The sequence below is a fragment of the Acinetobacter sichuanensis genome, assembly GCF_003024515.2.
In the GTDB taxonomy this organism is placed as follows: Bacteria; Pseudomonadota; Gammaproteobacteria; order Pseudomonadales; family Moraxellaceae; genus Acinetobacter; species Acinetobacter sichuanensis.
The window spans coordinates 26,529-50,711 of the sequence record NZ_PYIX02000031.1; the positions used below are offsets into that span (position 1 = coordinate 26,529).

Annotated in this window: 22 protein-coding genes and 1 pseudogene; 7 read left to right on the top strand and 16 right to left on the bottom strand. The window is 36.7% G+C overall.

Annotated features, from left to right (window positions below; genetic code table 11):
* Positions 1-183 precede the first annotated feature (183 nt).
* The 4 genes from paaD to paaA form a co-directional block, all read right to left on the bottom strand.
* A complete protein-coding gene (paaD, locus tag C9E89_RS15900) occupies positions 184-684 on the bottom strand; it encodes a 1,2-phenylacetyl-CoA epoxidase subunit PaaD (protein WP_107009320.1) in 501 nt (166 codons plus the stop codon).
* 25 nt (positions 685-709) lie between these two features.
* Positions 710-1,465 (bottom strand): 1,2-phenylacetyl-CoA epoxidase subunit PaaC, encoded by a 756-nt coding sequence (gene paaC / locus C9E89_RS15905; RefSeq protein ID WP_107009321.1) that lies wholly within the window; start codon positions 1,463-1,465, stop codon positions 710-712.
* A 12-nt stretch (positions 1,466-1,477) separates the two neighbouring features.
* A complete protein-coding gene (paaB, locus tag C9E89_RS15910; RefSeq protein WP_107009322.1) occupies positions 1,478-1,768 on the bottom strand; it encodes a 1,2-phenylacetyl-CoA epoxidase subunit PaaB in 291 nt (96 codons plus the stop codon).
* Positions 1,769-1,830: 62 nt separating this feature from the next.
* The gene (gene paaA, locus C9E89_RS15915; protein ID WP_107009323.1) at positions 1,831-2,772 is read right to left on the bottom strand and encodes a 1,2-phenylacetyl-CoA epoxidase subunit PaaA; all 942 of its coding nucleotides are present in this window, start codon (positions 2,770-2,772) and stop codon (positions 1,831-1,833) included.
* A 259-nt stretch (positions 2,773-3,031) separates the two neighbouring features.
* Between paaA and paaZ the strand changes: the two genes are divergently transcribed.
* The 4 genes from paaZ (at position 3,032) to C9E89_RS15935 (ending at position 8,533) form a co-directional block, all read left to right on the top strand.
* Positions 3,032-5,143 (top strand): phenylacetic acid degradation bifunctional protein PaaZ, encoded by a 2,112-nt coding sequence (gene paaZ / locus C9E89_RS15920; RefSeq protein WP_107009324.1) that lies wholly within the window; start codon positions 3,032-3,034, stop codon positions 5,141-5,143.
* A gap of 191 nt (positions 5,144-5,334) precedes the next feature.
* Entirely contained in the window at positions 5,335-6,036 is a 702-nt protein-coding gene (locus C9E89_RS15925) for a CoA transferase subunit A (protein ID WP_107009341.1), read from the top strand.
* Positions 6,037-6,048: 12 nt separating this feature from the next.
* The gene (locus C9E89_RS15930) at positions 6,049-6,702 is read left to right on the top strand and encodes a 3-oxoacid CoA-transferase subunit B (RefSeq protein WP_107009325.1); all 654 of its coding nucleotides are present in this window, start codon (positions 6,049-6,051) and stop codon (positions 6,700-6,702) included.
* A 451-nt stretch (positions 6,703-7,153) separates the two neighbouring features.
* Positions 7,154-8,533 (top strand): MFS transporter, encoded by a 1,380-nt coding sequence (locus C9E89_RS15935; protein WP_107009326.1) that lies wholly within the window; start codon positions 7,154-7,156, stop codon positions 8,531-8,533.
* A 461-nt stretch (positions 8,534-8,994) separates the two neighbouring features.
* Here the strand turns inward: C9E89_RS15935 and C9E89_RS15940 are convergent, their stop codons facing one another.
* From C9E89_RS15940 to C9E89_RS15995, 12 genes are all read right to left on the bottom strand, one after another.
* Complete coding sequence (locus C9E89_RS15940) at positions 8,995-9,795, bottom strand: sulfite exporter TauE/SafE family protein (RefSeq protein WP_107009327.1); 801 nt, start codon at positions 9,793-9,795, stop codon at positions 8,995-8,997.
* 53 nt (positions 9,796-9,848) lie between these two features.
* Positions 9,849-10,340, bottom strand: coding sequence for a flavin reductase (locus C9E89_RS15945; RefSeq protein WP_107009328.1), 492 nt, complete (start codon positions 10,338-10,340; stop codon positions 9,849-9,851).
* A 194-nt stretch (positions 10,341-10,534) separates the two neighbouring features.
* Positions 10,535-11,563, bottom strand: coding sequence for a methionine synthase (locus C9E89_RS15950; protein WP_107009329.1), 1,029 nt, complete (start codon positions 11,561-11,563; stop codon positions 10,535-10,537).
* 56 nt (positions 11,564-11,619) lie between these two features.
* Positions 11,620-12,621, bottom strand: a complete 1,002-nt coding sequence (locus tag C9E89_RS15955) for a DUF1852 domain-containing protein (RefSeq protein WP_107009330.1) — start codon at positions 12,619-12,621, stop codon at positions 11,620-11,622.
* 500 nt (positions 12,622-13,121) lie between these two features.
* Positions 13,122-14,525 carry a methylenetetrahydrofolate reductase C-terminal domain-containing protein gene (locus C9E89_RS15960; RefSeq protein WP_107009331.1) on the bottom strand — a complete coding sequence of 468 codons (1,404 nt, stop codon included), beginning with the start codon at positions 14,523-14,525 and terminating at the stop codon, positions 13,122-13,124.
* A gap of 307 nt (positions 14,526-14,832) precedes the next feature.
* Complete coding sequence (locus C9E89_RS15965; RefSeq protein ID WP_107009332.1) at positions 14,833-15,537, bottom strand: nitroreductase; 705 nt, start codon at positions 15,535-15,537, stop codon at positions 14,833-14,835.
* Positions 15,538-15,555: 18 nt separating this feature from the next.
* Positions 15,556-16,746 carry a hypothetical protein gene (locus tag C9E89_RS15970; RefSeq protein ID WP_107009333.1) on the bottom strand — a complete coding sequence of 397 codons (1,191 nt, stop codon included), beginning with the start codon at positions 16,744-16,746 and terminating at the stop codon, positions 15,556-15,558.
* A gap of 56 nt (positions 16,747-16,802) precedes the next feature.
* On the bottom strand, positions 16,803-18,131 hold the full coding sequence (locus tag C9E89_RS15975) for an MFS transporter (protein WP_107009334.1): 1,329 nt from the start codon (positions 18,129-18,131) through the stop codon (positions 16,803-16,805).
* A gap of 172 nt (positions 18,132-18,303) precedes the next feature.
* Complete coding sequence (locus C9E89_RS15980) at positions 18,304-18,945, bottom strand: isochorismatase family protein (protein WP_107009335.1); 642 nt, start codon at positions 18,943-18,945, stop codon at positions 18,304-18,306.
* 13 nt (positions 18,946-18,958) lie between these two features.
* On the bottom strand, positions 18,959-19,714 hold the full coding sequence (locus C9E89_RS15985; protein ID WP_107009336.1) for a maleate cis-trans isomerase family protein: 756 nt from the start codon (positions 19,712-19,714) through the stop codon (positions 18,959-18,961).
* Positions 19,715-19,726: 12 nt separating this feature from the next.
* Entirely contained in the window at positions 19,727-20,533 is an 807-nt protein-coding gene (locus C9E89_RS15990; RefSeq protein WP_107009337.1) for an alpha/beta fold hydrolase, read from the bottom strand.
* A complete protein-coding gene (locus C9E89_RS15995; RefSeq protein WP_107009338.1) occupies positions 20,530-21,672 on the bottom strand; it encodes an FAD-dependent oxidoreductase in 1,143 nt (380 codons plus the stop codon). Before C9E89_RS15995 ends, C9E89_RS15990 begins: the two co-directional genes overlap by 4 nt.
* A gap of 231 nt (positions 21,673-21,903) precedes the next feature.
* On the opposite strand from C9E89_RS15995, the gene C9E89_RS16000 reads away from it, so the two are divergent.
* The 3 genes and pseudogenes from C9E89_RS16000 to C9E89_RS16010 form a co-directional block, all read left to right on the top strand.
* Positions 21,904-22,941, top strand: coding sequence for a 2,5-dihydroxypyridine 5,6-dioxygenase (locus C9E89_RS16000; protein WP_107009339.1), 1,038 nt, complete (start codon positions 21,904-21,906; stop codon positions 22,939-22,941).
* 99 nt (positions 22,942-23,040) lie between these two features.
* The gene (locus tag C9E89_RS16005; RefSeq protein WP_107009340.1) at positions 23,041-23,484 is read left to right on the top strand and encodes a MarR family winged helix-turn-helix transcriptional regulator; all 444 of its coding nucleotides are present in this window, start codon (positions 23,041-23,043) and stop codon (positions 23,482-23,484) included.
* A 517-nt stretch (positions 23,485-24,001) separates the two neighbouring features.
* Positions 24,002-24,183 (top strand): annotated as a pseudogene (locus C9E89_RS16010) (hypothetical protein); the annotation flags it as partial.

Consider the following 24,183-nt stretch of genomic DNA (forward strand, 5'->3'; position numbering starts at 1 on the left):
TCAGTATTTTTAAATCCACCCCAACCCTCCTTTTTTAAAGGAGGGAGTTTTCCATGACTAAAGTTATTTTAGTTTCGGTACTCCCCCTCTTTTTAAAAGAGGGGTTAGGGGAGATTTTTAGTATTTGTTCAATCATTGACTGAACTCACCACCATCAATATTTGGCTTTAACCTATAAATGCCTTAAATACATTTAAAATAGTCAAATGGTTCTAAGCAGTCTTGGCATTTGTATAAGGCTTTGCATGCAGTCGAACTAAATTCGCTTAATAATTTGGTCTGTAGGCTATGGCAATGTGGACATTCAATGCCATCAATCAGCGCAACATGTGTTCCACAGCTATGTGCTTCACCCTGAGGTGGTGCAATGCCATACTGTTTCAATTTATCTTTACCGTTTTGGCTCATCCAATCGGTTGTCCATGCTTCAGATAAATCCACAACAACTTGGACAGGTGTTAATCCTTTTTGAGTAAATGCTTGTTCAATTTCATCTTTAAGAACATCTGTTGCAGGACAACCGCTATAAGTTGGCGTCAAGCGAACCACAAGTTCATTTTGTGTATTCAATTCCACGCCACGAATCATGCCTAAATCAACAACAGATAACACTGGAATTTCGGGATCAGAAATATGCTGCAAAACGTCCCAACATTCATCAGTACAATGTCGAATTAAATTCATGTGGTTCACTCCTTGTGAAATACCTTTACCAAGCCATATTTGGATAAGCCCGTTGCATATATTGAATTTCAGCTAAAACAAAACCCAAGTGTTCTGTGTGTAAACCTTGTTTAGCACCTGAACGATAAGCCCCTGTTTCAGGTAAACTTAATTCAAAGCGCTTTAATTCAGCATTTACATCGATTAACCATTGCTCTTTCAATGTTTCTAAATCTGTAATAATGTGGCTCTCAATTAATTGTTTTTCATCTGTCGTTAATACGAATAATTCTTGGGTAAAACGCCATAATTCATTTAAGGCTTGTTGTGTTTTTTGATGTGCTTCTTCAGTCCCTAAACTTAAACGTTCCATCCAAGCCGTTGAAAAACGTAAGTGATATTTCACTTCACGCAAAGACTTAACTGCAAATGCACGAAGTTGATTATGGCTACTTGTCGTTAAAGCAGTAAATAATAAATTATGGTAATGATCCATTAACCATTGTCGTACCATGGTTTGTGCAAAGTCGCCATTCGGTTGTTCACACAACAATAAATTGCGATATTCACGCTCTGTACGTAAAAATGCCAATTGGTCTTCATCACGCCCTAGACCTTCAACTTCACCAGCTAAACTGAGTAAAGTACGGGCTTGACCCAATAAATCCAAACCGATATTGGCAAGTGCAATATCCAACTCTAGTTCAGGTGCATGACCGCACCACTCAGCCAAACGATGCGACAAAATCAGTTGGCTATCCGCTAAATGCAATAGAAATTGAGAAAATACAGAATGATTCATTGATCTAACTCCTTACATATGCTCAATGCCATCAGGGATATGGTAAAAAGTTGGATGACGATAAACCTTGTCTAATGCAGGGTCAAAAAATTGATCTTTTTCATCAGGTTGTGAAGAAGTAATTAACTCAGATTTCACTACCCAAATACTGATCCCTTCATTACGACGTGTATAAACATCACGCGCGTTTTGCAAAGCAATCTCAGCATCTGGTGCACGTAAACTACCCACATGACGATGGCTTAAACCTTGTTTACTACGTACAAATACTTCAAATAACGACCAGTTATTTTTATTGTTCATGAGAGAATCCTTCCTGAAAATTAAACCTGTATAAAAGCTAAAATTAACCAATACGCTTTAAATTAAGCGACTTTTTCGGTTTGTTCAGCCTGCTGTTTTTGTGCATAAACTGCTGCTGTATCACGCACCCATTTTCCACCTTCCCATGCTTTACGACGAGCTTCTATGCGTTCGTGGTTGCATGGACCTTTACCTGCAAGGATGTCATTGAACTCATCCCAATTAATTGCTCCAGACTCGTAATGCCCTGTTTCTTCATTAAAACGTAAGTCAGGATCAGGCACTGTCAGACCGAGCATGTGTACTTGTGGCACAGTGTTATCAACAAATTTTTGGCGTAGTGCATCGTTACTAAATAATTTGATTTTCCATTGCATGCTTTGTGCACTGTTTGGTGAATTGTCATCACTTGGACCAAACATCATTTGCACAGGCCACCAAAAACGATTCACAGCATCTTGCGCCAACTGTTTTTGTTCAGGTGTACCGTTGGCGAGTTGCATCATGGCTTCAAAGCCTTGACGCTGATGGAAACTTTCTTCTTTACAAACTCGCACCATAGCGCGTGCATAAGGTCCATATGAAGTACGGCATAAAGCAACCTGATTGACAATCGCAGCACCATCAACCAACCAACCAATCGCAGCGACATCTGCCCAAGTTAAGGTTGGATAATTGAAAATAGATGAATATTTCATACGCCCAGAAATAAGCTTATCCATCATGTCATCACGATCTGCGCCTAGCGTTTCAGCAGCACTATACAAATACAATCCATGCCCTGCTTCATCTTGAACTTTAGCCAACAACACCGCTTTACGTTTTAAGCTTGGTGCACGAGTGATCCAATTTCCTTCTGGCAACATTCCTATTACTTCTGAATGTGCATGTTGTCCAATTTGACGAATTAAGGTTTTACGATATGCATCTGGCATCCAGTCTTTTGGTTCTATCGAAATATCCTTTTCGATGGATTGGTCAAACTGTTGTTGATGATTATTCATTGTGTCCTCACTTATCCCAAGTGTTTATGCATTTAAGTTAAAACGATACAATATAAAAATCAAGATTAATTTTTCGTATCATAATTATTTTATTGTTAAAATTTTATAAATTATTGTTTTTTATATTTATTTATTTTAATAAAAATCATTAAATTATTTTTTATCATAAAAATATTTGACAATTTTAAAATTTAAGAACAAATTATGAATCATTAAAAGCAAAATATTTCACAAAGCGTATCATAAAAGGAGTTTTTCAATGCTTGAGTTAGATACGGGAATAAATCCTACAGAACATGAATCAGTCAACGTTGCAGCACAAACATTGTCCATAAAGTCATTAAGCTCATTGGTCTATGGTCAGGAATATACGGCTGCTCAAGATTTTCGCACGGTTTATCATGCTATTTCGGGTCAGGCAATTTATCAGGTCAGTAGCCACGGTATTGATACCAAAGCCATTATTCAGTATGCCAAAACCAAAGGTTCAGCGATTGCTCATTTAACTTTTCATGAACGTGCAAATGCTTTAAAACAGGTGGCACAATATTTGCTCGAACGCAAAGAACACTATTATGCCTTAGCCAAAGCAACGGGTTGTACGCGTAAAGATGCATGGATTGATGTGGAAGGTGGAATTGGAACATTGTTCGCTTATTCTAGCCTTGTTCGCCGTGAACTCAGCGATGAAACAGCTTTAGTCGAAGACAGTTGGATTCCATTGTCTAAAAATGGCACATTTGGTGCAAAGCATATTCTTAGTCCTAAAGCAGGTGTTGCTGTACATATTGATGCATTCAATTTTCCAATTTGGGGAATGCTAGAAAAAATTGCACCAACACTTTTGGCAGGCGTACCGTGTATTGTCAAACCTGCCACTGAAGGTGCAGAGATGACGCATGCTGTTGTCAAAGACATTTTAGCAAGTGGTTTTTTACCTGAGGGTGCTTTACAACTGATTTGTGGTCAGACTTATGATTTGTTTGAACACCTTAATCCACAAGATACCGTGACGTTTACAGGCTCAGCCACTACAGGGCAAAAACTTCGCGCACATCCTCATCTCAACCAATATTCAATTCCATTTAGTATGGAAGCAGATTCTGTCAATAGCGCAATTTTAACTGAACATGCTTCTGATGAAACTATTGATTTGTTTGTTCGTGAAATATTCCGTGAAATGACCACCAAAGCAGGACAAAAATGTACAGCCATTCGCCGTGCCTTTGTACCACATAGTTTATTGGATACAGTACAAACGCGCTTAATTGCTAAATTACAAAAAGTCGTTGTCGGAAATCCTGAACTTGAAAATGTTACGATGGGTGCGTTGGCAAGCATTAAGCAAAAACATGATGTCGCTGAAAAAGTTGAACAATTAAGCCAAAATGCTGAGATTGTATTTGGTAGTCATTTGCGTGATGATTTTAAAATTGAGGCTGAATACCCTGAAAAAGGTGCATTTTATCCACCGACTGTTTTGGTCTGCAAATCACCTAATACAGCCCAAGCCATTCACCAAATTGAAGCATTTGGTCCTGTTGTCACACTCATGCCTTATGACACACTGAACGAGCTAGCAACATTAGTTGCCAAAGGTGAAGGGAGCCTTGTCGCATCTATTGTACGTAATGCTGACGAAAATATTGAAAAAATCATTGCCAAAATTGCGCCATGGCATGGTCGTGTGCATGTATTAGACAGTGAAAATGCGAAAGAAAGTACAGGACATGGTTCACCACTTCCTCTGCTTGTACATGGTGGACCTGGTCGTGCAGGTGGTGGAGAAGAATTAGGTGGTTTACGTGCAGTGAAACATTATATGCAACGTACTGCGATTCAGGGTTCACCTAAAGCCATGACCCAAATTGGACATAGTTGGACCATTGGTTCAGAAGTTTTTGAAGATCGTGTCCACCCTTTTAAAAAATCATTTGATGAACTTCGTATCGGAGAACGCTTATTAACAGCACGTCGTACCGTAACTGAGGCTGACATTGTTAATTTTGCCTGTTTAAGTGGCGATCATTTTTACGCACATATGGATAAAATTGCTGCTGCCAACTCTTTATTTGGTGATCGTGTTGCACATGGTTATTTCATTGTGTCTGCTGCTGCTGGTTTATTTGTTGATGCAGCCCCTGGCCCTGTCATTGCCAACTACGGTATGGATAATCTTCGCTTTGTTGAACCTGTAAAAATTGGTGACACCATTCAAGTTGAGTTGACTTGTAAGCAAAAGACCCCAAAACCATTGCGTGATCCTGAACAAAAACCGCATGGTGTAGTGGTTTGGGACATTAAAGTCAAAAATCAACGTAATGAGTTGGTTGCAACCTATGACATCTTAACCCTCGTCAATCGTGACTAAAATATAAATATTGGTTAGCCCTTCTCCCACTGGGAGAAGGGCTAGCATGAGGGTGCTTTGATATAAATTCATTCCTTTTTATGAAACTTAGTGCTCTATCCTGAAAAGGAAAAGAGTATTGAGTTCAAAGCAACTTTGAGAAAAACATCCTTCCAAATATGGATTTTGGAGCAGCACAGAAGGATTTAAAAATGAATAAAGTCTACCCAGACAGCCAGACCGCTTTGTTTGATATTGTACAAGACAACATGCTCATTGCAGTGGGTGGTTTTGGGCTGTGTGGCATCCCTGAAATGCTCATTGAAACATTAAGAGATACACAAGCTCAGCAACTGACTTGTATTAGTAACAATGCAGGAATTGATGGTATTGGATTAAGTTTACTTCTTGAATCACATCAGGTTAAAAAAATGATTTCCTCTTATATTGGCGGAAATAAAGAATTTGAACGTCAATATTTAAGTGGTGAACTAGAGGTCGAACTCACCCCTCAAGGCACATTAGCTGAAAAATTACGTGCAGCAGGTGCAGGTATTCCAGCTTTTTACACCAAAACAGGAGTAGGCACGGCTGTTCAAGAAGGTAAAGAAGTCAGAAATTTTAATGGTCAAAACTATCTTTTAGAAACAGCTTTACATGCTGATCTTGCTTTAATTAAAGCTTACAAAGCAGATAAGGCAGGCAATTTAGTCTTTCGTAAAACGGCACGAAATATTAATCCCGACTGTGCGATGTCAGCTAAATTTACCGTTGTTGAAGTAGAAGAATTGGTTGAAATTGGTGAAATTGATCCAGATGATATTCACCTTGCAGGCATTTATGTAGATCGTATTGTGGTCAATGCACAGCCAAATAAACATATAGAGATTCGCACGGTAAAACCCGCAGCCTAAAGGAGTACAACCATGGCTTGGACACAAGAACAAATGGCACAACGTGCAGCATTAGAACTCAAAGATGGTGACTATGTTAATTTAGGCATCGGTTTGCCCACCTTAGTTGCAAATTACATTCCTAATGATTTGTATGTATGGCTTCAATCGGAAAATGGTTTATTGGGCATTGGAGAATATCCTATTGAAGAAGAAGTAGATGCTGATTTAATCAATGCTGGTAAACAAACCATTACAACTCGAGCAGGCGCTTCATTTTTTTCAAGCTCAGACTCCTTTGCTATGATTCGTGGCGGACATGTCGATATTGCAATTTTAGGTGCAATGGAAGTTTCTAAAACTGGTGATATTGCAAATTGGATGATCCCAGGTCAAAAAGTCAAAGGAATGGGAGGTGCAATGGATTTAGTTGCAGGAGTAAAAAAGATCGTTGTACTGATGCAACATTGTAATAAGCTTGGTATGCCTAAAATTTTAGATCAATGTACTCTCCCATTAACAGGCGTAGGCGTAGTCAGCCGTATCATTAGTAATTATGGTGTTTTTGATGTTAAACCTGATGGTATACATCTGGTGGAACTCGCAGATGGCATAACACTGGAACACGTGTTGCAATCTACTGGGAGTCATGTCATCACAACATCTTTACAGCATACAGCCGCTTAACAATACGCTAGATTCTTGTTATTTATTTTGTAGCAGACAAAGATGATCAATACAGCGAAGCGAGTGAGTCTAATCACCTGCTCGCTTTTTCTCACCCATTAAAAACCCTCAAAATATGATACATTTTAAAATATTTTTAATTATTTTAAAATATTTTTAATTATTTTAAAATCATTTAATATATAAAAATTAAAACCCAAAACACGAAAAATTCTATAAAATCATAAATTTTAACAATTATTTAAATAAAAAATAGCAGTTAAACATTACATTGAAATAATAAAAAGATACTCTTTATTAAAAAATAAAAAATTAATGTATCTCTTTTTAAAAAAATAATTCATACTCATTGATATAGTTAACGTACAAACTATGTAAAGGAAACGATCACGACAAAACAATCATTCAATATCGTCGTGATAATGAACAAAAAATTGTAAAAGGAAATACGATGGAAAAGGCACACATAGGGACAGTGTCCCCTGAACTATTAAGAGATGTATCACAAACATCTCGCACCAAAAAAATCGCAATGGCAACCATCATTGGCACGACTATTGAGTGGTATGATTATTTTATTTACGCAGCAGTCGCAGGCTTAGTATTTAACCAATTATTTTTCAAACCTGCAGGTCCTGCATTTGCAACTTTGCTTGTATTTGCATCCATTGGTATTAGTTTTATTTTTAGACCATTTGGAGCATTTATTGCTGGATATTTTGGAGATAAATTTGGCCGTAAAATGGTACTTGCAATTACGCTCATCATGATGGGAGGTACCACAACGGTGATCGGCTTACTGCCAACTTATGACAGTATCGGAATAGCAGCTCCAATTTTATTGATTTTATTACGTATCTTACAAGGAATATCAGCAGGTGGAGAATGGGGCGGTGCTGTACTCATGGCAGTAGAACATGCTCCTACAAAAAAACGCGGTTTATTTAGTTCATTTCCTCAATTAGGCGTACCTCTTGGTTTACTACTTGCATCATTGGTTTTAGTCATCATGACAGGATTTGTTTCTCCTGGAGATGAATTTATGCAATGGGGCTGGCGCGTTCCATTTTTAATGAGTATTGTACTGTTTGGTCTTGGTTATTGGATTCGTCGCTCTGTAGAAGAAAGCCCGATTTTTGAGGAGCTCAAACAAAAAGGAACAAATCAAAAACCGATCCGTGAACTTTTTAGTCAATACAAAAAAGTGGTTTTTAGTTCAGCTTTACTAATCGCAGGCACTACAGCGCTTGGCTATATGACTGCTGGTGGTTTTGTACAAAGCTTTACTACAAATCCTACAGGTTTAAACTTAGATCGCCCAACCATCATGGCTTTAGTGAGTGTTTCCGCAATTATTTGGACATTCTTTACTTGGCTATCTGCAGTTCTTTCTGATAAATATGGACGTAAACCTATCTATATCTTTGGTTCGATCGTTCAAGTACTGACTGCACTGCTATTATTCCCTCTCATCAGCACGGGTAGCTATATTTACATTATGCTTGGATTGGCATTATTGTCGATGGGCATAGGCATTACCTACGGTGTACAGGCAGTTTTCTATTCAGAATTATTTCCTGCGTCTATTCGCTTTTCTGGTATTTCAATTACTTATGCAATAGGATCAATTCTTGGAGGGGCTTTTGCACCGTTAATTGCAGCGACATTAATTACTAAATCCAATGGCGTATTACTGGTCAGTGCTTATTTAACTATTGTTTCACTGATTGCATTGATCTCAATTTGTATGTTTAAAGATCGGACAGCGATTTCTTTAGATCCATCAGATGAGGAAGAACAGAAAAAATCACCTTTTATTTGGAATAAATAAGTTTATTTTTGTGTATATCTTTAAGCAGATTTTAAATCTTACTCACTGATGTTACGCATTGGATTCAAATTAAATAACTGAAAAAAGCAAAAGCTAAATTTACACGACGCGGGATCTTACATCTAAAGTTGAAATTTGGGATTAGCCTTCGGCTCGACCTACTTTTGTTTCGGCAAAAGTAGGCAAAACCATTGTCATCCGCAAAACTCGTCGACCACCGCAAATTGATAAATACATCGCAGAAACATTTCTACCCAAAGTAGTCCTGCCTCAAACACGTTGCGGATGACGTTTCCGTGTATCCACATTTTTCTAGTTCCAAAGTTTAATTTTAGAGTTACTGCGTAACATCAGTTACTCAGTTAAAATCTGCTTAAACCAAATGAATATTAGACGAAGTATTTAACAAATTTAAAGCTAAAATATAGTCATCTAAAGAAAAAATTTATGCCTTTTATCATTTACAGCAAGCTTTTAATCAGGAAAAAACTTCCTATACACAATAATAAAACTGCAAAACATTTTTTCAATACTGCTGGTGATAAAGCATGTGCAGCTTTGGCGCCAAATTTTGCTGTAAAAAAGCTCATCAAGCTAATACCAATAAAAGCATAAACATGAATAAAGCCTATTGTATTTGGTACATCAATTTGTTCTTTCATACCAAAGAACATAAAGCCTAGTGCGCCTGCAATTGCAATGGGTAAACCACATGCTGCTGAAGTCCCCACAGCCTTTTGCATCACCACACCATAATGCGTCAAGTAAGGTACTGTTAAGCTGCCGCCACCAATACCAAAAATAGCTGAAGCGATTCCAATACCAGAACCTGCCATAATTTGCTTACTTGTTGATGGCAATGCTTTACTCGGATCAACCTGTTTTTTTGCTCCAGTAAACATGGTATAGGCAACCCAAAGTAAAAAAATTCCAACGATTAACTGAAGATGAATACCTGAAAGCCATCCTGCTATCCCTGCTCCTGCAAAACATCCGATTGCCATAGGTGGCGCAAGATTTTTAAATACAGACCAAATCACTGCACCATTTTTATGATGTGCCATCAATGAGCTAATGGAGGTCACCACAATCGTTGCCAATGATGTGCCTAATGCAAGATGCATAATCACATCTGGGCTATAACCCATTTGCGTAAAAACAATATATAGGAGTGGTACAATAATCGTTCCACCACCCACACCAAATAGACCCGCAGCAAATCCAGCGAACGCGCCAATGACTAAAAAAATAATTAATTCCACAACACACTTACTTTAAAATTTAATATTAAAAATAAAAAGCAAAAACAAAAAGCTTAGGCAATTTCTACTTGCCCAACAGTATGATAAGCACGATTAAAATATACTAAGCTTTCATCCTGCTGACTTTGTTGAATAGCCACCACACGACACATGAAAATACTATGTGTTCCTACTGCCTGAATTTGTTCAATCTCACAATCAAAGCTGACTAAGGCATCTTCCAAAACAGGAGAACCTGTTTCTAACTCAGTCCATTTCGCATGTTTAAAACGCTCTTCAGTCGTCATTTTCGTTGAAAATGCTGTAGAAAGATGTTCATGCTGTGCAGCCAGTACATTTACCGTTAAAACTTTGTTTTCAATAAAGTGTGCATGTGAACTTGATGCTTGATTCATACATACCAACAAAGTTGGTGGTGTATCTGTCACGCTACATACTGCAGATGCCGTAAAGCCATAACGACCAGACATTCCTGATGTCGTCACCACATTGACTGCACTGGTGAGTAAAGACATTGCATTTTTAAAGTCTGTTGATTGAATCATGATTTGGTTCCAAAATTAAATCGTCGTTTTATCTTGTGATTTAGATATCAATAAAAATCATCACAAGGGCATTCATCTGAATATGTACGAACAAGAGAATGAGTTTGCCACAATATAAAAGGCAGAGTTACAGTCCAATATATTTGATCTAAACACATGCGAACCGTAACTCTTTTACCTTACAAAATCAGAGATTATGCAGATAACTCTTTACGCACAATTTCTGCACCTGCACTTAGAGCATTTAATTTACCACGTGCAACTTCACGTGAAAGTGGTGCCATACCACAGTTTGTTGACGGATAAAGTTTATCTGCATCAACAAATTGCAATGCTTTTCTTAATGTATCCGCAACTTCTTCAGCAGTTTCTACTGTATTTGTTGCAACATCAATTGCACCCACCATGACTTTTTTGCCACGAATCAGTTCAATCAAGTCCATAGGTACACGCGAATTTTGACATTCTAATGAAATAATATCGAGTTTAGACTTTTGTAGCTTTGGAAATGCCTCTTCATATTGGCGCCATTCTGAACCTAAAGTCTTTTTCCAATCTGTATTGGCTTTGATGCCATAGCCATAACAAATATGTACAGCCGTTTCACATGTTAAACCTTCAAGTGCGCGCTCTAAAGTTGCTACGCCCCAATCATTCACTTCATCAAAGAACACATTAAACGCTGGCTCATCAAACTGAATAATATCAACACCTGCGGCTTGTAGCTCTAAAGCTTCTTGATTAAGAATTTTGGCAAATTCCCATGCAAGTTTTTCACGACTTTTATAATGACCATCATATAAGGTATCAATCATAGTCATTGGACCAGGTAAAGCCCATTTAATTGGTTGATTGGTTTGGCTGCGTAAAAATTTTGCATCTTCAACAAATACAGGTTTTTTACGTGCTACTGCTCCAACAACTGATGGAACACTTGCGTCATAACGATTTCGGATACGTACTGTTTCACGCTTTTCAAAATCCACACCTTCAAGATGTTCAATAAACGTCGTCACAAAATGTTGACGTGTTTGCTCGCCATCGCTCACAATGTCAATACCTGCAAGTAATTGCTCATGTAATGACAAACTTAAAGCATCTTGTTTTGCTTCGAGTAGTTGTTCACCTTCTAGCTTCCAAGGTGACCAAAGTTTTTCTGGCTCTGCAAGCCAAGAAGGTTTAGGTAAGCTGCCTGCTGTTGATGTTGGTAATAAAATTGCCATGTCTAATCTTCTATCTTGATATCTATTAAATTAAGTATTCAGTGCTTAATGAGTCATTAAGCTGCGTGTGTTGAGCGAGTATCAATGTCTACAGCATAGTTTTCAGCCCACTGTTCAAGCACTTTTTGATATGGCTTAATGAAATTCTCTTCTGTCCATTTACCTTGTTTAACTGCCAATTGGCTACGCTCTTCACGGTCATAAACAATTCGTGTCAATGAGTAATCTTGGTATTTCAAGCTTGGTTGATACTGTGCGGCTGCTGTTGAATTTGCATTGTAAATTTCTGGACGATAAATCTTTTGGAATGTTTCCATCGTACTAATCGCACTGATTAACTCAAAATCTGTGTAATCACGTAGTAAATCACCACTAAAATAAAATGCTAAAGGTGCAACAGCATTTTTAGGCATAAAGTAACGAACCGTTAAACCCATTTTGTTAAAATAATCATCGGTACGTGAAGCATCATCATTTTTATATTCCACACCTAAGACAGGATGTACATTTGTTGTACGGTAATAGGTTTTACTGGTTGAAACACTGAGACAAATCACAGGCTTTTTATTAAATTCAGCTTGGAATACTTCAGAATTTACAAGATGCTGATACAATTTTCCGTGTAAATCGCCAAATTTTTCTGGCTTTTCACCTGTTGTGAAGCCTTTTTCTAATAACACGACACTAAAGTCATAATCACGTACATAAGATGAAAAACTATTACCAATCATGCCATCAATACGTTGGTTAGTATGATGGTCTACAATTGTACTCTTCAACGTTTCAATAAATGGGAATGTATTTCCATTTCCTTCAATATCAATTTCTGCAGAAATAATATCAATTTCAAGTGAATAACGATCACCTTTAGGATTATCCCAATTCGCCAATGCATTAAAACGGTTATTAATCATATTCAGCGTATTACGCAAATTTTCTTGACGATGCGCTCCACGTGCTAAATTAGCAAAATTAGTTGTTAAACGTGTGTTATCCGCTGGTTCATAATTTTCATCAAAACGTATGCGTTTAATCGAACATGCAAATGTATTACTCATGGTATCCGCCAACTTAATTTCTAAAAAGACTAAATTTTTTCAATGAAGCTAAGATAACCGAACACAAAGATGAATAAAAATGATTTAATTTAATCACAAACTGAGCTAAATTCATGTTTAGTGATTTTTCCCTTATCATTTGTCTAATATTGCAAAAAAATAATTGAAATAAGCATTTAGAGAAAAACACTTTTAAATGATTAAAAATATATTATTATCATATATTTAATAAATTTTTATTTTTTTAAAAGAGCTATAAACAAGCAAAAAAAAAATCGAATATCAAAAATATAAAAATAGCCAATCAAGCTATGATGATGAAAAAACAAATTTTAACCAATCGTGAATTTAACTCATCATAAGCTGAAAAAACATCAAGCTTCTCATCTTTTAAAAATTAAATATCTTCAAAATAACATTTTATTTCTTATGCGATTTATCACTTATATCGAAAATTTCGGGCTAAAGACAGAAGTCAAAAGCCCTGACAATGCACTCAATCAATACAACTCAGCTTCTGTTGCCAAATACCAATTTTTCCAAGAACTTGTTCCACGTCTATCTAAGGGCACAGTTGGAATTAATTTATCTTTTAAAACTTGGGTCTGTTGCACCGCCTTTGCTAATCTGGCTTTAATTGAATGGATACATTCACGATCACCAAACTCACAACGATCTAAATTCGTTCCTCCACAAGGTCCATTGGCTAGACCTTTTGGACAAGTTTCAGGGCAAATATACAAGGTATCCCCTAAACGACACTGACCACAACTTTCACATCCAACGACACGATGTTTACTGAGAAATTCCGTTTTTAATAATGCTTTAGATATGGGTTTATTTTCCCAAAATGAGGCTTTAAAAATAAATTTTCCAACGCCTTTAGCCAGTTTAGAATCAAATAAAGCATCATGCATTAAGTGTAATTGTTGATATTTAATCATTTGACTTGATGTTGGCTGACGAGAAAAATAAGCTAACTTGGGAATAAACTCTTGACCTGTTTTGATTTGCCAAAGTGAATTCCACAGTCGCTCTAACTCATCTAATGCTAAATGACGATATTGTTCTATATAACTTTCAAGCAATATTTGTTCTTCTGCTTTATGACACGCAGACAAATGAACACCTGCAAAACCCAAATGCTTACACATTAAAATCTGTAAAGCACAGCGTAAATACATTCTTTCACTCTGTCCTGTTTGTTTTTCATCTGCTAAGATTTTCAACATATGAGGTGTAATGACAATACCTGCAACATTATTTTTCAGCATAAATTGAGCACGTGCCAAATTAAGAGGCATTACACATGCCAGTATTTTTTGTGTGTAATGACAATGCTTTAAAAAATTCTTACTTTGTTTTAATGCTGTAATATCGTAGCCTAACTGCGTAATAATAAAATCAGCACCAGCTTTAATCTTTTTATGTAGTTTTAAATATTGTGCATCACGTTCAGCTTCAGCATATTTAAAGGGATTAAAAGCGACTCCTATTGTAAAACCACCATATTTTTTAGCCGCCATGATGCTATTGACTGACTCTAGATATCGGGTACGTTCACTTTCATCTTGCCCATCATGATGATTTTTTAATTTATCACCTGTTAATAATAATAAATTTTGGATATTGGCTGCTTGAGCATGCTGAAGAAACTGCTCAAAGTCCTGAATATCTCGTCCCTTTCCTGCAAAATGTAGCACTTTATCTATCGTATCAGGATAATGCTGACTTGCTTCAAGTGGCGCAATATCATGATCCGAATGTACACGGTCAGCGAATGTCATCAGACTCGGATAACCCGCAAATGATGTTTTCACAGAAAATTTTTCATTGAAAGACGTTAAGTATTCAACCAAAACACAAAACTGGTTCTGTTGAAAATGGAGAGAAAGTTGCGACATAAAAAAGGCTTATCGAAATACGATATCAATCGAATTGATATGATAAATCATAATCGAGTTATTTTTACAAAATTAATAAGAGAGATTTTTAAAATTTCTATTGCAATAAAATTTGTAGAAAATCTTAGCTAAACAATAAAAAACCCAAAGAAAATACAATGGAATAAAATTTTACGAATGTTTATTAGTGGCAGAAGCACGTCTATATTCTCTATGATTAAAAAGTTTATAGACCGCTTTCTTATGTAGAAAATCATCTTCCACCACAAAAACTAAAAAATCTGAGTATTTAAAATATTTCAGATGATTAATCAAAAAACTGTACAAAGTTATTAATAGGCTCTCTAGGTGTTCTTAAGCGATTAATCTCACTGCTTAAATCAGCATAACCTAAAGACATGCCACAAATAAAAACTTCCTCATCACTTGCACCTAAAATTGGCATGATGATTTGGTGATAATCATTCCAAGAGGCTTGCGGACACGTATCTAAACCTTGTGCTTTTGCTATCAACATTATGTTTTGCATCAGCATTGCGATTGCCATTTTTGCACCCGCTTCTAGCGCTTTGTGTGTAGTAAAAAATAGCCCTACAGGTGCATCAAAAAATTTAAAATTTCGCAGTTGTTGTTCATGCATTGCACTTTTGTCTCCTTTGGCAATTCCGAGGAGTTTATACATTGACCAACCATTCTCACGGCGCCGACTTAAATAGGGTTCAAACCATTGTTCTGAATAATACAAATAAGGGGCTTGAAAAGACTTTTTATCCACCTGTCCTTGATATACTGAATTTACAGAAGCTACAACCTGCGCTGTGATTTGACACTTTTTATTTCCTTGTACAACATAAACTTTCCAAGGTTGAGTATTCGTGCCAGAAGGTGCAAATGATGCTTTACTTAAGATATCTTGGATCGTGTCTCGACTCACGTCTTGAGTTGTAAATGCTCTCACAGAATGACGATCTAAAATAATCTTTTCGACATCATTATTTGGCTGTAGTTCCATAAATTCGATCCTTAAATTTTAAAAATTGTAGCCGATGTTAATATTCCATCTGAACTTCCACTCATCACTATAATCAGAGTTGGCAGAGGTATAGCCCGTTGAATTTTTTGCACCACCAAGCACATTGACATTTTTACCCACACTCCCATCAACCCAAATTAAAAATGGCATTGCATTAAACTGTATGCCAAAAGTGTCCATTTGTGAATCTGACCAATCCGAACGATCTTTCCATAAGATACTATAATCATTATAAAATTTTACAGATTTTAAATTTGGGAAGAACTTAGTCGTTACAGGTTGCGTATAGCCAATATTAAAAATACCAATCGTTCCTTCGGAAGCAACAAAGTAAGCTGGTGTTAATCCATTAGACTGCATCAGAATTTTATCGCCATCTACGCCATCTGGATTTTTAGCATCATATTGATAGTGAATCGCTGAAGTCTGAAAATCCCATTTGCCATAGTTATTCAACGCATGCAAACCCAATGCATAATAATGCCCGTCTTTATCCGTTTCTTTATTATGTAATTGAGAATATGCGCTACTAAATCCGAACTCTTGCTTTCCAAACTCATAATCAAATTTCTTAGCAACTCGGATGTTCACTTGGTTACGTTTTTCATTTAAATACTGCTGTTGATTCGGTAGTACAAAATCCAACTCATCTGCCGAACCTGCTTCAGGGGCATAACGAATGCTACCGTTGCTCATGATTGGCATATAGGCAAGTGTTAAATCATACGCATCACTATAATTTTTCCAACTAATGCCTGGTGCTACACTATCGGCAAAACCTAAGAAAAATGGAATTTGAAATGTCCATGCATGCTCAGGAAATGGATAAATTGCAAAAGGCTTATAAATAATCCCTGCTTGGATATCATTATTCTGATTGGGTTTATAGCCAACAAAAGCATGTTCAATTGATCGCTTATGATCATCCTGAAATGCATAACTCGTATCTAAGTAGAATTGATTATATTTGGCTTTTACATTTAAGCGCGCATTATCAAATAGTACTTTTCCATTATTTTGGCTTTCCCAATGCTCATCACGATAATTTGCTCGTACAAACCCGCCTAATTCTAATGACTGAGCTCCATCTTCTGTTTGCCACTTAAATGGTGAACCCTGTACCTCAGCATATACAGAAACTGAGATCAAACATCCAATCGACAAAGCCAAATAACTTTTTTTAGACATAAACTTCCCCTCAACAAATAACCTAAATGGCTTATTTGTTTAATAAAATATTTAAATTATTTATTGACCAATGACTTAGGTAAGGACAAAACAATCAAACAACTGAGCAATAAGAACCCAGCAAAAACCATCAACGCACCTTCAGGTTTTCCTGTAATCTGGATTGCATAACCCACCAATGTGTTACTCACTAGACCCGCAAGATTGGCGATCGAACATGCTAATGCAAATCCAGTTGCTGCTGCTGTTCCAGACAAAAAAGTTGCTGGGAGACTAAAAAACACAGGAATTGTTCCCGTTGTTGCTATTGCTGCGATCGAAAACAACACAACGGTCATGGTGATATTTCCACTAAACATATGCGTTAAAAACAGTGCAATAGAACCAAATACAAAAGGAATAATTAAGTGCCAACGGCGTTCTCTATATTTGTCTGAACTACGCCCAATCAGTAACATTGCAATTAAACCAATCACACTTGGAATAGCGACAACAAAACCAATGTGAAGTAAATTATCCATGCCCGCACTTTTGATAAAGGTCGGTAACCAGAACCCCATAGAATATGTGCAAAGCAACATTGAAAAATTAATAACACCTAACTTCAGAACATTAAGATTAAAAAATCCATCTTTAAAACTATGCTTTTCTTTTGCAGAAGTATTTCCTTCCAAATCCTTTTTTAAATTATTTTCAATAATTGATTTTTCTTGTTCATTCAGCCATTTTGCCTTTGAAAAATGGTTAGGTAAAACTTTGAGTGTTAATATGCCTAACAAAACACTTGGAATTGCCTCTAAAAAGAAAAGCCATTGCCAACCTGCCAACCCATGTACTGAGTCAAAAGTTTGCATAATCCAACCAGATAATGGGCTACCAATAATGACCGCTAAAGGTAAACCGATCAGAAAAAGTGCAATAATTTTCCCACGATAATATGTTGGAAACCATGTTGTTAAGTAATACAAAACTCCTGGTAAAAACCCTGCTTCTGCCGCCCCAAGCAAAAATCGTAAAATATAAAATTGCATCGGTGTAGTTACAAACATCGTTAAACCAGACAAAATCCCCCATGTAATCATAATTCGAGCAATCCAGACCTTTGCTCCAACTTTTTCCATGACTAAATTACTAGGTACTTCAAAAATAATATATCCAACAAAAAATAAACCTGCACCTAACCCAAATGCAGCTTCACTTAAATGCACATCACTGAGCATATGTAATTTAGCTAAACCGACATTAATACGGTCTAAATATGCAGCGATATAGCAAAAACATAAAAAAGGGATTAATTTCCAAATCACTTTTTTATAAACCTGAACTTCTTCTTCTGTATAAGTTACTTTTCCAATTTCTTTGGAAACAATCACATTGGTAGACATATCTAACTCCTTTTAGACAACAAACCAAACCCCACCTAGCTACAAGGCGGCTGATCATAGATCGAGTCTTAAAACTCACTTTTTCAACTCCATCCTGACCAGTTTTTAATTCCGCATTGCATTATTCCTTAGGTTTGAAATCTCAATAAAAATACTTTTTTTGACAATCCATCTATTTCACAACATCAATTTTTTCAAAATAATTGAGGACTTCATCCTTAAGTACGACATCCCCATACTTACTATCAATATCGAATAAATTGGCTTCATGTGGCGCTTGATGACGATCACCTACACACTCTCGGATCACGATCGCCCTAAAACCATGTTGTACCGCATCAACAGCCGAAGCTCTGACACAACCACTGGTTGAACAACCAACCATAACAACCGTATCTATCCCTTGTGCTGTTAAAACCGATGCTAAACTTGTGCCAAAAAAAGCACTGGCATAGTTTTTAGTGATCACCAATTCACTCTCTAGTGGTGCAACTTCAGGACAAAACTGAGTTGCAGGATTCGTTGCTACCATTGCTGCCATCACAGGTGACTTTTTAACCCACATCCCACCATCTAATTGATTGCTGTGATATAAAATATTGGTATGGATTACAGTGACACCTTTTTCCCGTGCAATTTTTAAAACATCTTGTGTTTCTTTCACGGCTTGGATGACATCTGGTGCGTATAGAGGTTCAGAAGCTGTGGTATATGACTGCATAAAATCGATAAGCAATAGCACTGGTTTCTGACCAAAACCCACTCGATTCCCCCAGACCCCTTGATAGTTATCTTCTAAGTTCTGTTGTGTCATGACTTATCTCCAACTATGCATAAGCACCAGATAATAAAGCGCCAGCACCTGGAGCAATCGGCTCAAGGTCTAATGCTTTTAACATTTGATACGTTGTTGCAATTGCAGCTGAAATAACCGGTTTACCAGTCAATGCTTCAACTTTTGCGACTGCTGGTAATGACTGCATTTGCACACAAGCGGACAGCACAATCACATCTGCATCTTGATAATTTAATTTCTGTACAATTTCAGGTAAGTTATTTGGATCATGTTGTGCTACAGCAATATTGTCTGCAATTTCCAATGCAACATAGTCTAAAACCTCAAAACCTTCGGCTTTGATATAATCAACAACAAGTTCCGTTAAAGGTTTCATATAAGGTGTGACGACGACAATTTTCTTTGCCTTCATCACCTTTAATCCTTCAACTAAAGCTCCTGCACTTGTCACAATCGGAGCTGCTGCATCATTATCTACGGTTACTTGGTGCAAACGTTTTTCAGACTCGCGATGATAACCAATCCCCATAGACATAATTGCAACTAAGCAGGCATAGCCCAACACATCCACTCGCGAATCTGATAACTCAAGTGCACAACGATCAGACTGAGCATCCATTGCAGCAAGCTCTTCTTTTTTCACATGTTTCATTCGCATGCGACTTGAATGAAATGTAAATTTCTCTGGTCGAATGAGTTGACGTGCCTTAAGCATCGCTGGAATTTCTGTTTCCATTGTCGTATTTGAGCTTGGGACGATTTGACCAATTTTATAAATATGTTCCATTTTTGCTTTTCCCTAAACGATGTGGCGCCCTAAAAAATCTTCAAATGCTTGATAAAAACCTTGTTCATCATCCCAAGGAATCATATGTCCAGCATTTTCCACATGACTGACACTAATATTGGCATTGAGTGCCTGAATTTCTTGAATATCTTCAGCCTGAATCACCCCACCTTTCCCAGCAACCATTAACAAAGTTGGCACCGCAATGTCAGGGATATATTGGTGAATATCAACCTCATGAAAATCATTAAATGCTTTAACAATTGCAGGTAAATAGCAGGTGTGTAGCCATTCAGCACGTAATTGGCGTTGTTCAAGCGTCCATGTCGGGCAGAATTTCTTCATCTCTTCTGCATCCATACCTTGAATCGACTGCTCAATAGAATCGACATACCACGGAAGCTGACTCGGATAAGCTCGATGTTGAGGACCTGAAACAGGTGGATCAATCAACACGATTTTCTTCAAACCCTTTGCTTGTTTTGATGCACAACGTATTGCAAAACGAGCACCCATCGAATGACCAACAAGATAATACTCTTGTAGACCAAGCTGTTCGACAAAATCTAAAATATCTTGTACGCAAGTTTCAGTGTCGTATTGCAGATGGTCGCCAGATGAAGATAGACCGCGCCCTCGTACATCTAAAACATAGACATCAAAATATTGAGCCAATTTTTCAGCTACAAATCCCCACGTGATTGCTGGACTGGTTATCCCTGGAATCAAAACCAATGGATGCCCCTGTCCGCCATAGCGAAGATAATGTAAACGGACAGCATTTGCCGCTACATGAGCTCCATACAGAAGTCGACTCATGCTGTCTCCTCCGCATGTAAAGGCTGTGCATATACATCAAAACCATATACCCACGATGGATCTTCTTGTTCTTTCAAGAAAGTGTTTGCATTTGAAACTTTTTGTACTTGGCTTGCACGCTCTTTACGATTTTGCTCATACAGGCTAAATGCTTGCTCATAATTTTCTAAGCCTTCTTCCAACAAGCAACGCGTCAGCATGGCTGCATCTTCAATTGCCATACCAGCACCCTGAGCCATATGTGGTTTCATAGGATGACAAGCATCACCAAGTAGAACTAAGCGCCCATTACTCCATACTGGTAAAGGATTACGATTATTTAGAGGCCACTTAGTAACATCATCACTCGCTTCAATCATGGCAAGGATAGATGGATGAAAGTCCTTAAAGGTTTCAAATAATTCAGCCTTATCGCATGGCACAAAACTTTTCCCTTGGAAATCCCAAGCTGGATGTGGCACACCAGTGACAAAGTAGTATTCATCACGTTCCTTGGTGGTGCTATATGCCATAATATGACGGTCTTCATACCACCATTTCACACAATCATCTAAATCAAATTTTGCTTTGAGTTGCTTTAATTTCTCCCCCGAAATAATCGCTCTATGTGCAACCCAGCCACTATATAAAGGGGCTTCAACACCTAAAATTGTCTCGCGAATTTTAGAGTTAATGCCATCTGCACCAATTACGATATCGGCTTGTGTGACAGTACCATCAGCAAAAGTTAAAGTAACACCATACTCATCTTGCTCAACCTGACTTAGACGCTTATCAAAATGTAATTTATCTTGTTGTAATGCCTCAATTTGTCGTGCATGCATATCACCACGATGAATTGTTAAATAAGCTGCTCCATATCCTGTTAATTTTGCTTGAGCTTGTACTTCACCAGTATTACCGTTGCGGCTAATCCATTCCTCTGAATGACAACCCATTTCCTCTAAATCATGCTCTAAACCCATTTCACGAAAAATTTTCATGATATTTGGACCGATGTGAATTCCCGCACCTAAACGAGAAAATGCTGGTGCCTGCTCATAGACCTCCACATCGAAACCTGCTTTTTGCAGTAGGATCCCCATTGCTGCCCCACCTAAACCTGCACCAATCACTGCGATCTTTTTAGAATGACTCATTGCTTACTCCGTTAAACAAATATTTCCGACTATTTAGATATACATTAAGAAAAAATTAAAGTCTATACACTTTAAAATAAAAATTTAAAGAAACTCCATAAAAATAATATAAATACTTGTTTCTACTACTTTTAATTAAATTTATATACATTAATTTAAATTAATTGATATTTAATAATTAAGTGTATACTCTATATAAATTCACATTTGATTAGAAAAGGAACTCTAACCATGCCGGTAAATTCATCAGAACTCACCCAAATGTTTGAACACGTTTTACAGCTCTCCAAAGTGGATGAAACACAAACAATTGCTATTTTAAAAAGTCATTATTCGCATCCACAAACAGTTCAAGCAGCAATGGATGCTGCTTGTCGTTTAAAAGCAAAAGTCTTTATTTTGGAATTACCTTCTTTCAATCACCCCAAAGCAATGGGCAATGATATGACGGCATATTGTGGTGATACTGCATTGACTGGGAATTTAGCGGCTCAACGTGCTTTAGAATCTGTCGATTTAGTCATTGATACGATGATGTTGCTTCACTCGCCTGAGCAAGAACAAATTTTAAAAACAGGTACACGTATTTTATTAGCGGTTGAACCACCTGAAGTTCTCGCACGAATTTTACCGACCCTTGAAGATAAGATACGAGTACAAACTGCTGAAAAATATTTAAAAAAAGCTCAATCTATGCATGTAACATCAAATGCTGGAACTGATTTTTATGCTCCACTCGGTCAATATCCTGCTGTAACTGAATATGGTTTTGCAGATGAACCTGGACGTTGGGATCATTGGCCAAGTGGTTTTTTATTTACATGGCCAAACGAAAACATGGCTGAAGGAACTTTGGTTTTGGATGTGGGTGACATTTTGTTGCCTTTTAAGACTTATACGAGAGAGAAAATTACTTTAGAGATTGAAAAAGGCTTTATTACTAAAATCCATGGTGGCTTTGATGCAGAATATTTACGCGAATATATGAAGTACTTTAATGATCCTGAAGTTTATGGTATTTCTCATATCGGTTGGGGGTTACAACCTAGAGCACAATGGACTGCGATGGGCTTACATGATAAAAATGATGGAATGTGTATGGATGCCAGAGCATTTAATGGAAACTTCCTATTTTCTACTGGACCAAACACTGAAGTTGGAGGGAGCCGAAAAACACCATGTCACATGGATATCCCACTCAGAAATTGTACAATTAAATTAGACTCACTCACTGTCGTAGACAATGGGATACCTGTTGATTTAACTTAATTTTTTATAACGACTTCTACACTTTGGAGTCGTTATTTATCACCGCAACATTTATACTGAATTTAATTTTTAGTTTCTCTACTTTAGGATCATTAGACAATGCCTGAGTTAAACAATGAATATATCATTGAAGATCAAGTAGGATATTTACTACGCCGTGTTTATTACCACCATTTATCTATTTTCCAGCAAAGTTTAGATGAAACTCAACTAACTTCTGTTCAATTTGCAACACTCTATTCAATTAATAAATTAAAAGAATGCTCACAAAAAGAACTTGTTACAGACACAGGTATTGACCAAGCCACAATTCGTGGAATTATTCAACGCTTAAAAGATAAAGGACTAATTTCACAGGACCCTGATCATCTGGATAAACGCAAAGTATTAATTCATATTACCCAACAAGGCAAAGAAGAGCTAAAGCAAGCAATTCCTATTGCTGAAACCATTACGGATTTAACCTTAGAATCACTGAATCCAGCAGAGCGAATCGCATTAAAATATTTATTACAAAAAATTATTGAACAAAAAGCTAAGTAAAAATATTGGTGGTGTTTCAAAATGTATGCCAATGATTTTAACACCACCCACTACATAAAATCATGATTAATATAAAAAAGCTAAGTTAAACACTTTGACATGACTCAGTACTTTATTTAAAAAACAGTATGTTCTTGTTACTGCTCACTTAACCCAATATCTGAATCAATAATTATAGTCTTTGCCCCCAACTGTATGAAATACATCTTATTGATCAAGTTTAAATACTTTATCTCAAGCAATTAATGAATTATTTCCAGAAAATATTTGTAAATAAAATTACAAGTGATTATTATTATCATTTACAAACCTTATACAACCGAAACATACATTTTTTCTAAACAAGAAAATTTATGCAATAAGGCTAACGACGTATATGGTTTAAACAAAATAGTACAAAAATCCTAGATCAATCTATACAGGATTTTTAGTTTTTAAATGATTGATTATTAATATTTTATATATGCATGCAAAGCATATTTTAAATTTAATCAATTTTGGATGTAAGGAAATAATGATGCGATTATTCGTACAGTTTGCGGCAAGTTTGTTAATTATGGCGACTGGAAGCGTATATGCTTCTGAAAAATTAGAGCAAAATCAGGCTTATCAGCAAGCATATGCACTATATTTACTAAATCATCCACAAAAAGAAGCTAAAAATAGTCCATTCAATATCTCAGAATATACACAAGATTA

What these genes read in the sequence shown, in the direction of transcription:
- C9E89_RS15985 (WP_107009336.1), bottom strand. Translation starts at nt 19,714, where the DNA reads ATGGAACATATTTATAAAATTGGTCAAATCGTCCCAAGCTCAAATACG.
- C9E89_RS15970 (WP_107009333.1), bottom strand. Translation starts at nt 16,746, where the DNA reads ATGTCTAAAAAAAGTTATTTGGCTTTGTCGATTGGATGTTTGATCTCA.
- C9E89_RS15935 (WP_107009326.1), top strand. Translation starts at nt 7,154, where the DNA reads ATGGAAAAGGCACACATAGGGACAGTGTCCCCTGAACTATTAAGAGAT.
- C9E89_RS15955 (WP_107009330.1), bottom strand. Translation starts at nt 12,621, where the DNA reads ATGAGTAATACATTTGCATGTTCGATTAAACGCATACGTTTTGATGAA.
- C9E89_RS16000 (WP_107009339.1), top strand. Translation starts at nt 21,904, where the DNA reads ATGCCGGTAAATTCATCAGAACTCACCCAAATGTTTGAACACGTTTTA.
- paaZ (WP_107009324.1), top strand. Translation starts at nt 3,032, where the DNA reads ATGCTTGAGTTAGATACGGGAATAAATCCTACAGAACATGAATCAGTC.
- C9E89_RS15960 (WP_107009331.1), bottom strand. Translation starts at nt 14,525, where the DNA reads ATGTCGCAACTTTCTCTCCATTTTCAACAGAACCAGTTTTGTGTTTTG.
- paaB (WP_107009322.1), bottom strand. Translation starts at nt 1,768, where the DNA reads ATGAACAATAAAAATAACTGGTCGTTATTTGAAGTATTTGTACGTAGT.
- C9E89_RS15965 (WP_107009332.1), bottom strand. Translation starts at nt 15,537, where the DNA reads ATGGAACTACAGCCAAATAATGATGTCGAAAAGATTATTTTAGATCGT.
- paaD (WP_107009320.1), bottom strand. Translation starts at nt 684, where the DNA reads ATGAATTTAATTCGACATTGTACTGATGAATGTTGGGACGTTTTGCAG.
- paaC (WP_107009321.1), bottom strand. Translation starts at nt 1,465, where the DNA reads ATGAATCATTCTGTATTTTCTCAATTTCTATTGCATTTAGCGGATAGC.
- C9E89_RS15950 (WP_107009329.1), bottom strand. Translation starts at nt 11,563, where the DNA reads ATGGCAATTTTATTACCAACATCAACAGCAGGCAGCTTACCTAAACCT.
- C9E89_RS15945 (WP_107009328.1), bottom strand. Translation starts at nt 10,340, where the DNA reads ATGATTCAATCAACAGACTTTAAAAATGCAATGTCTTTACTCACCAGT.
- C9E89_RS15930 (WP_107009325.1), top strand. Translation starts at nt 6,049, where the DNA reads ATGGCTTGGACACAAGAACAAATGGCACAACGTGCAGCATTAGAACTC.
- C9E89_RS16005 (WP_107009340.1), top strand. Translation starts at nt 23,041, where the DNA reads ATGCCTGAGTTAAACAATGAATATATCATTGAAGATCAAGTAGGATAT.
- C9E89_RS15990 (WP_107009337.1), bottom strand. Translation starts at nt 20,533, where the DNA reads ATGAGTCGACTTCTGTATGGAGCTCATGTAGCGGCAAATGCTGTCCGT.
- C9E89_RS15980 (WP_107009335.1), bottom strand. Translation starts at nt 18,945, where the DNA reads ATGACACAACAGAACTTAGAAGATAACTATCAAGGGGTCTGGGGGAAT.
- C9E89_RS15975 (WP_107009334.1), bottom strand. Translation starts at nt 18,131, where the DNA reads ATGTCTACCAATGTGATTGTTTCCAAAGAAATTGGAAAAGTAACTTAT.
- C9E89_RS15995 (WP_107009338.1), bottom strand. Translation starts at nt 21,672, where the DNA reads ATGAGTCATTCTAAAAAGATCGCAGTGATTGGTGCAGGTTTAGGTGGG.
- paaA (WP_107009323.1), bottom strand. Translation starts at nt 2,772, where the DNA reads ATGAATAATCATCAACAACAGTTTGACCAATCCATCGAAAAGGATATT.
- C9E89_RS15925 (WP_107009341.1), top strand. Translation starts at nt 5,335, where the DNA reads ATGAATAAAGTCTACCCAGACAGCCAGACCGCTTTGTTTGATATTGTA.